6 protein-coding genes are annotated in these 8,875 nt (G+C 37.2%); 3 read left to right on the top strand and 3 right to left on the bottom strand.

The genetic code is table 11. The annotated features are described in order from the left end of the window. Positions 1-617: 617 nt before the first annotated feature. Positions 618-2,060, top strand: coding sequence for an MDR family MFS transporter (locus tag ACQKIM_RS27225; protein ID WP_427549944.1), 1,443 nt, complete (start codon positions 618-620; stop codon positions 2,058-2,060). A gap of 145 nt (positions 2,061-2,205) precedes the next feature. On the opposite strand, the gene ACQKIM_RS27220 is transcribed toward ACQKIM_RS27225, so the two are convergent. From ACQKIM_RS27220 to hisA, 3 genes are all read right to left on the bottom strand, one after another. After that, a complete protein-coding gene (locus tag ACQKIM_RS27220) occupies positions 2,206-2,934 on the bottom strand; it encodes a GTP pyrophosphokinase (RefSeq protein ID WP_427549941.1) in 729 nt (242 codons plus the stop codon). Between the two features lie 389 nt (positions 2,935-3,323). After that, complete coding sequence (locus tag ACQKIM_RS27215; RefSeq protein ID WP_427549939.1) at positions 3,324-3,611, bottom strand: hypothetical protein; 288 nt, start codon at positions 3,609-3,611, stop codon at positions 3,324-3,326. Continuing rightward, the gene (gene hisA / locus ACQKIM_RS27210) at positions 3,608-4,375 is read right to left on the bottom strand and encodes a phosphoribosylformimino-5-aminoimidazole carboxamide ribotide isomerase (protein ID WP_427549937.1); all 768 of its coding nucleotides are present in this window, start codon (positions 4,373-4,375) and stop codon (positions 3,608-3,610) included. The genes ACQKIM_RS27215 and hisA overlap by 4 nt, the downstream gene beginning before the upstream one ends. 190 nt (positions 4,376-4,565) lie before the next feature. Between hisA and recD2 the strand changes: the two genes are divergently transcribed. Both recD2 and ACQKIM_RS27200 read left to right on the top strand, forming a co-directional pair. Continuing rightward, complete coding sequence (gene recD2 / locus ACQKIM_RS27205; RefSeq protein ID WP_427549935.1) at positions 4,566-6,989, top strand: SF1B family DNA helicase RecD2; 2,424 nt, start codon at positions 4,566-4,568, stop codon at positions 6,987-6,989. A gap of 30 nt (positions 6,990-7,019) precedes the next feature. Beyond that, positions 7,020-8,717 carry a polysaccharide deacetylase family protein gene (locus ACQKIM_RS27200; RefSeq protein ID WP_427549933.1) on the top strand — a complete coding sequence of 566 codons (1,698 nt, stop codon included), beginning with the start codon at positions 7,020-7,022 and terminating at the stop codon, positions 8,715-8,717. The last annotated feature ends 158 nt before the right edge of the window (positions 8,718-8,875 follow it).

Raw genomic sequence — 8,875 nt, 5'->3', positions numbered from 1 at the left:
CTTTCGCATTGAAAAATGTTATCAAAGCTACATTTTTGCACAAAATAGTGATGGCTAAGACTTCAAACTTATCACTATACATTTGTGTGAAATGCAAAAGAAAATACTATGAGCAACGGTTGATTGGAGTGTAGACTGAGTGACTCCTCGGGGATCACAGCGTCACAGATGAGACCCTGGAGCGACAATGCGAGTGAAGCGGCTCATCGGACGCCCCCAGGAAAGCACTCAGTCGGAACGGAGATCAACCCTCGTTTTGAAAAAGGGGCTTTACTTTTTAATTTGTCACCTTGATGTCATTGACATAATAGTATTTCAACAACATGAGTAGCAAGTGTCATTTCATGAACTTGCTGCTTTTTTATCTTGATTCAGTGGGCATTTGTACGCCCACTGAATATAAAGCCTGTGGCGGATGTCACGAATATTGAGGAGGAGCTTTTTGAGCGAGCTCGAAAAACATTCGGACGCAATTGATTTAGTAATAAACCGAACAGAGATATTGAAGAAAATTAAAGTGATGAACTATTATTTTTTCATAAAATGAATCCTTTCTTCTTTTATTATCAGCTCAAACTTGGTAATGTATGTCATGCAGGAAAGGAAAAGGTGACAAGATGAATAAAGTATTTATTGCACTACTACTTGTAACAGCACTTGCTGCAATTGAAGGGACGATTGTTAGTACTGCTATTCCAAGCATTACAGCTGATCTATTAGGTGTGGACTTAATAAGCTGGATTTATTCGGCTTATTTATTAGCTTCTGCCATTGCTGCGATTATTTTTGGAAAGTTAGCCGATTTATTTGGACGTAAACGGATGATTATTACGGGTATCATTATTTTTTTATTAGGTTCCATGTTATGTGGTTTAGCACAATCGATGGAGCAATTAATTGTCTTTCGCGCGGTCCAAGGTATTGGCGCAGGTTCAATTTTACCAATTACATTAACGATGGTCGGCGAGCTGTTTAAGACCGAAAAAGCGCGTGCTAAAGGACAAAGCTATTTAAGCATGGTATGGGGCGTGTCTGGCGTGGTTGGTCCATTATTTGGAGGATTTATTGTTGACCAAGTGTCATGGCATTTTATATTCTTCATTAATGTACCATTTGGCTTAGCCTCCATTTATTTAATTGTTAAACATTATCAAGAACAGTTAGAGACAGTGAAACGTAAAATTGACTACTTAGGCGCTGGGTTATTTACAATTGGAATGGTTTCGCTGTTATATGTTATTATCGATAACAGTAAAACCCAAGCTTGGTTATCGAGCCAATCGCTTCTTATGTATGGAGTTGCAGTTGTACTTTTAGGAATTTTTATATGGGTGGAGCTACGAGCAGAAGAGCCAATCATTCCGTTAACGCTGTTTAAAAATGGTCGTTTAATGGTGATTAATGCCTTAACATTAAGCGGAATGTCTATTGTGATTGGTGTGACAGTCTATATTCCGATATTTGCACAAAGTGTTCTTGGTAAAAATGCAACCCAAGCAGGCTTATTATTAACACCGATGTCTATTTTCTGGACAGTGAACTCTATAATGGCAGGTTATTTAATCGGACGTATAACGAATAAACGAATTATTCAAATGGGTACGATTTTACTGGTTACGGGGACGCTATTGCTTGCAAGACTATCTTCCGATTCTAGTGATTTCAGTGCTTATTTCGCTTCATCATTAATCGGACTAGGGATGGGCTTTATCATGCCAATGTTGATGATTTCCATTCAAAAGGTGGCAGATCCGAAACAGCTCGGTATATCAATTGGTCTGAACTCCTTTACGAATACCTTTAGTCAAGCGGTTGGTGCAGCACTATTTGGCATGATTTTTAACCTTGCAACGAGTGAAAAAATGGCTTCCTTAGGAAAAGGTGAAATTCAATTAAATGGTGAATTTGCAAAAGGTGGCTTTAGCATAGTTGAAGTAAGCTTTTTAAAGGAAACCATTGCGAATGGCGTAAGCCATGTATATATAGCTGCCTTTATTTTTGCCATTTTGGCCCTTATTTTCTCCTTCTTTATAGCAACTAAATCTAAACAGCAGGCGTAAGATGCTAAAAGGTTCGTAATCTTGAAACAGTAAAAATCCACTTCACTTTCTGTGAGAAGGCATATTGGACCTATAGGGTCTTTTGCTTTTCTCCCAGAATGCTAGGTGGATTTTTTGTTCTAATAAAAAATCATTGGTAGCATTATCAATATTTTTTATTGCTAGGCAGCTGCGTTAAGTATTTAGCTAAATGTGATATAGATGTATTATCTAACAATGAAGGCTCTGCTTCATTTTCTTTTAAAATATTGATCTCTTTATTCAGTCGTTCCATTTTTCGATCTAATTCAGCTGCTTGTAGTGCAGCTTCCTTTAGTTCAACACGAATACGTTCGGGTACTTCTTTGTTATACTTATAATAAATTTTGTGTTCTAGGCTTGCCCAAAAATCCATCGCTATTGTTCGGATTTGAATTTCTGTATAAACCTTCTCCATATGATCTGACATAAAAATAGGGATTTTAATAATGAGGTGTAGGCTTTGATAACCATTTTCTTTTGGCTCAGCAATATAATCTTTAACCTCTACAACCTCAATATCATGCTGTGCCTGTAGCATGGCACTTACCTTATAAATATCCTCCACAAATGAACAGGTGATGCGAGCCCCTGCTATATCACGAATGTTTTCACGAACGGCTTCCATTGATGGGAGAAGTTCTTTTTTCATCATCTTTCCTAAAATACTTTTAGGCGATTTTACACGTGTGGAAATATGCTCAATTGGGTTATATTCATGAATCAACTTAAATTCTTCTTGTAAGATATTTATTTTCGTCTCCACTTCTTGTAGGGCAAATTTATAAGCTAAAAAGAAGCGTGTTAATTCAGTTTGAAATGATTTTAAAGAGTTTACTTCAAGTTCTGTTTTCATATTTTATAAGTCCTTTCTTGTTTTAGGAGGACATACCCTCATAAGTAAATACTCCTATATACGTGAAAAAAAGAGGGTTCTTATGTATTGGTATTATTTTGATAACCATAGCAAAAAACTAATGCCAATATCCAGATGAATATATTTTGTATCCAAATGCTTTAGCCTATACCATAGTAAGAGATTATGGTGAGCATTCTTATTAGAAGAACGGGAAAAAGTTAAGATTGGGTTTTTTTATTAAAAAATTTACTCATGTGAACTCTCTATACTTCATGCTATACAATATAGAACTCATATGACAAATAAAAGGTTTCAGAAATACTGGAAAGGAATAGAGGAGAAGGGATGAGGAGTTAAAACAAAGGGGAGCTAGTTGTCCCTTTGTTTTAACTAATAATTTCAGCATGTAAGTTATAACGCTTATTGAACTCGTCTACAAATACTTGTAAATCGATATATGTCCCAATATAAGGCTCTGTTTCTTGGTCGCGCAGGAAGCCGCATGTTGCTTTTAATGATTTGGAAAACTCTAATAGCATTTGCTCATTATCTAGCTGTACATGCAAGGAACGTGAATTATCCTTAGTATTAACCTTAAAGTACTTGCCGTCTATAATACGCTCTAAATTTGTTTCTTGAAAAGGGAAAATAATATCTTTATAAATTAACTTCACAATACCCCGCCTTTTTTACAATAGTTCACTACATCTGAATACGATAAATCTCCACCGAAAATTGAAAGGGCACTTCCAATTGTCACGTGAAGTTTACTATTCGCTAACTTCTTGAATTTCTCTAAGTCCTCAATAGAACGGATCCCTCCAGCATATGTTGTTGGGATAGTAGTCCATGCTGCTAGATCACGTACTAAGCTTTCCTGCATACCACCTTTTTTTCCTTCCACATCAACCGCATGAATGAGCAGCTCATCACAGAAATTTTCAATATAAGCGATGGACGCAGCATTGACCTCGAAATCACTAAATTTTGTCCATTTATCAGTAACGACATACCATTTATCATTGCGCATTCGACAGCTTAAATCAATGACTAAATGCTGTTTGCCAATTTTCTGTACGAGTTCCATCAGTCTATCCATATCAAGCTTGCCATCATGAAAAATAAAAGAAGTCACAATCACATGCGAAGCGCCAGCATCAATATACTTTTTGGCATTCTTTGAGGTGATTCCACCACCTATTTGTAGACCATGAGGATAAGCTGCAAGTGCTGTTAATGCAGCCTCTTCATTTCCTTCACCGAGCATTATAACGTGCCCACCAGTTAATTGATCTTGAGCAAACATTTTTGCATAAAAACTAGAGTCATGATTGGAAATAAAATTTTCAATGACTTTTTGATTTTCATGTCCTAATGTGCTACCCACAATTTGTTTTACTTTGCCATCGTGTAAATCGATGCAAGGTCTAAATTCCAATAGCTTCACAATCCTTCCGTGCAACAAAATTCATCTCTATCATAGCATGGAAAGATTGATAAAAGATGTGAAATATCAATTGTCAAAATAATGTTAAAAGAATTGAGCGAATTCTCTTTTTAAACGATTATAAACATTATATTGTGGTAAAATAAAAAGATTGAAACGCACATGAAAGGACGAATCGACAATGGCTGAGAATCTTGATTTATTTGAACTAAATAAATTTTTTATACTCGGACGTCCAATCGTCTCTATCTTTCATAATGCTCAAAATATGTATTCGATTGTTCGTGTAAAAATTCAAGAGACCAATTTACAATATGAAGATAAGGAAATAATTGTTGTTGGCTATTTTCCACCATTACAAATGGATGAACAATATCGTTTTACAGGTTTATTGAGACAGCATCCAAAATATGGTGTACAATTTCAAATTGAGACGTTTACAAAAGAAGTACCAGCAACAGAGCAAGGAATTATTCATTACCTATCGAGTGATTTATTTGTTGGAATTGGAAAAAAAACGGCTGAAACGATTGTAGAGAAACTTGGAGCCAATGCTCTACGTCTAATTTTAGAGGACCCAAATGTACTTGATATTGTCCCTCGTCTATCAGCTGAAAAAAAAGAGGTTATCCACCGTACAATCGAACAAAATCTGGGTCTTGAACGAGTAATGATACAGTTGAATGAATGGGGTTTTGGACCTCAGCTCGGTATGAAGATTTATCAAACATATCGCACTGATGCCATCGAGCTTCTAACAGAAAATCCATATCGTCTAATTGAAGATGTCGAAGGTGTGGGGTTCTTTCGTGCAGATGAGTTAGGTGCAAAATTAGGGATTACTGGCAATCATCCAGACCGTATTAAGGCCGCTATTTTACATATTCTAAATACAGCAGCTTTATCAGAGGGACATGTATTTTTAGATGCTGAGCAAGTTTTGCCCTTAGTAAAAGACATGCTAGAGCAAAGCCAACGAGAGGATATACCATTTGAGGCAATATCAAAGGCCTGTATTGAATTGCGTGAGGAAAGTAAAATTTGTGGGGAAGAAACGAGGCTGTATTTACCGTCGCTCTATTTTTCAGAAGTAGGCATCGCCTCCAAAATAGTAGCATTAATTGAGCGTAATAAGAAAGCTGAGCATTTTAGTAGGGACGAAATTCGTAAATCGATTGGAGAAACAGAGGACTTACTTCATGTCACCTATGCCGAAACACAGGCGAATGCTATCGAACAGGCCTTAAATTCGGCTGTGATGATTTTAACGGGTGGACCAGGTACTGGTAAAACAACGGTTGTTCGAGGTGTCGTGGAAGTATATGCAAAGCTCCATGGTTTATCACTAAACCCAAAGGAATATGCACAAAAGGAAGAACCCTTTCCCATCATTTTATGTGCACCTACTGGTCGTGCTGCTAAGCGTTTATCGGAATCAACAGAGCTTCCTGCAATGACCATTCATCGATTATTAGGATTTACTGGGCAAGAAAAGGAAGAAGAAACAGAGCGTGAGGTTACAGGAAAGCTCATCATTGTAGATGAAATGTCCATGGTGGATACTTGGCTTGCTCATCAATTATTGAAAGCTCTACATGAGGATGTGCAGGTTGTATTTGTGGGTGATCAGGATCAGCTCCCACCAGTAGGACCTGGACAGGTGTTAAAGGACTTACTGGCCTCACAGCAAATTCCTACTGTTGAATTAACCGAGGTGTATAGACAGGCTGAGGGCTCAACAATTATTGAACTGGCTCATCAAATTAAACGTGGTACAATTCCAAAAGAATTAACGGTAAAGACATCTGACCGTTCCTTTATTAAAGCCTCCTCAGATCAAGTAGCAAGTGTTGTTACACAGGTTGTAAAGAGTGCTGTGGCGAAAGGACAAGAAATTCGCAATATTCAAGTGTTAGCACCAATGTACAAGGGACCTGCAGGCATTGATAACTTAAATAAAATGATTCAAGAGCTAATAAATCCAAACGATACTGGTACAAGAAAAGAGCTTGTTTTTGGTGATGTAACATATCGCATAAAGGATAAAGTATTACAGCTTGTCAATCAGCCTGAAAGCAATGTTTTTAATGGAGATATGGGTGAAGTCATCAGTATTATCAAGGCAAAGGAAACTATTGAGAAACAGGATTTACTTGTCGTTTCATTTGACGGCATAGAAGTAACCTATCAGCGCAGTGATCTCAATCAATTGACGCTCGCCTATTGCTGCTCCATTCATAAATCACAAGGTTCGGAATTTCAGACTGTAATTATGCCAGTAGTTCGAGGTTACTCTAAAATGCTGCGTCGCAATCTGCTATATACTGGTATAACCCGTGCGAAAAATTTTCTGATTTTATGTGGTGAGCCAGAAGTGCTCGCTGACGGCTTACAGCGTACAGATGACCTACAGCGCTTTACTTCTTTACGTGCAAGACTTAATCCTATGGATATAGCAGTGGAAGTGGTTGAAATAGAAGCAGTATCGGTGGGAATAGATAAGCAGCAGATAAAAGATGTAAGGTTAACGGTTGAAACAGAACCGTTTATCCATCCTATGATAGGGATGGATGGTGTTTCACCGTACGATTTTTTAGATGACTAAAGAGGATTAAAATATTTTGAGGTGAAGAAAGTGAAACGCATAGTATTATTGCTTCTATTCATGATGATCCTACCTTTTGCAGGAAAAGTATATGCAAATAATATGATCTTCCAAGTGAATGAAGAAGCAACTGTCTTTGATAATCGTTCAGGCTCTCTTGAGCAGGTGGGCACATTATCAGCAGGGCAAACCTTTGAAGTAACAAAAGATTACGGGGCTAACTGGTGGCAAATACGTTGGGGAGGTTATTACGGGTATGTTGATAAGCGTTATACAACAGTAGTACCAGCAACAACCTATAAAAACAAAGTCCCAACACTGGCATCGATCAAAAATTATCTTGTTCCAACGCGTGTTGCACCAATTTTTGATAATACTGGTAATAAGCTTGTGCAATTTGCAACCCTATCAGAGGGAGTTCGTTTCCCTATTTATAGTAAAATGGGGGATTGGTATGGCATTGCGGTGAATGGCCGATTAGGATTTGTACATAGTAATTTTGTTGAAGAAGAAAAAGGACAAGAGACTACAAATCCAAATAACGCAAAACCCGTTGAAAAGCCTACTCCTACCCCAACTCCTCCTAGTAAGCAAAATGGTTATATGGAGGCATTAGAAAATGTCACCCTTTATGACCTGCGTCGAGACAAGCCAATGACTATTGCAATATTAATGAAGGGGCAACAACTTGAGGTTGTCGATGCATCAGACGAAACATATGTAAAGGTTCGATGGGGGCAAACTTATCTTTATGCAGAAAAAGATAAAATTAAATTAATGAATACTCCTTCTTATAAGAATACTGGGAAGGATCATACTGTAAAAAATGAGTATTTCATCCCGATTTCTGCAAACAGTGAAATTTATGACTGTACCAATAAAGCATTATATCCCTTTGCAAAGTTAGATACGAATCGCCGTTACCCGATTTTACGAAAAGAGGGCAGCTGGTATGTAACAGTTCTTGGAGGCCGTGAGGGGTATATCCATAGCTCGAAAGTGGCGTTGGATCGCGGTGTCCCTGTTATGATGTATCATCATTTTTTAAAGGAGCATGAGCTTGGTCGCTTTAAATATGTCAGTACAACAATGACAGATGTACAATTTACAAAAGAAATGCAGTATTTAAAAACTAAAAGCTACGAAACGATTACAACAGATGAATTATTGCGTTTTATGCGTAATGAAATTACATTACCCGCTTATTCTATTGTACTAACTTTTGATGATGGCTTACTATCGACACGTGAATATGCATATTCTGTCCTTCAAAAGAATGGCTTTAAAGCTACTCAGTTTTTAATTACATCACGTAATGAAAGTTCATCAGCTGAGCAAATGTTTAATTATGACGACTTGCAGGCACTTTCACGTCAGGATGTTGAAAATATGCAAGATGTCTTTTCCTATGGGTCACATACTTACAACTTACATGATCTAATAGGAAATAAAGGTAAGATGCTATTAATTCCATACCATGAAGTAGTGCAGGATTTAAAACAGAGCTTAACGTTTATCCCTGAAGCAAAAGCATTTGCATATCCATTTGGACAATATACATCGAATACAATTTATGCAGTAAAAGAAGCCGGTTTTGATATGGCGTTTTCAACGCAGCCTGGCTATAATAAGCCATATGATGATGTGTATCAAATTAAACGACTATATAGTGATCAGAAAACTACCTTTGAACAGTTCCAAAAAATGGTTCTGCCGTACGCTAAATAAAAGAACTTGTCCAATCATACAACTCTAAAAAGCGCGAGCAAATATTGCTCGCGCTTTTCATAGTGTTGAAAAACAAAATCGTCTATAGACAAAATGTGAACATTCCAATAAAATCCTCTCATTAATGAAATAAGTGAGGGGATTTTTTTATGTACGTT

Origin of the sequence: Lysinibacillus sp. NPDC047702 (assembly GCF_050272555.1) — a bacterium.
Taxonomy (GTDB): Bacteria; Bacillota; Bacilli; order Bacillales_A; family Planococcaceae; genus Lysinibacillus.
Note: the sequence above shows the minus strand (reverse complement) of the source record. Positions and strands in the feature narration are given on the sequence as shown.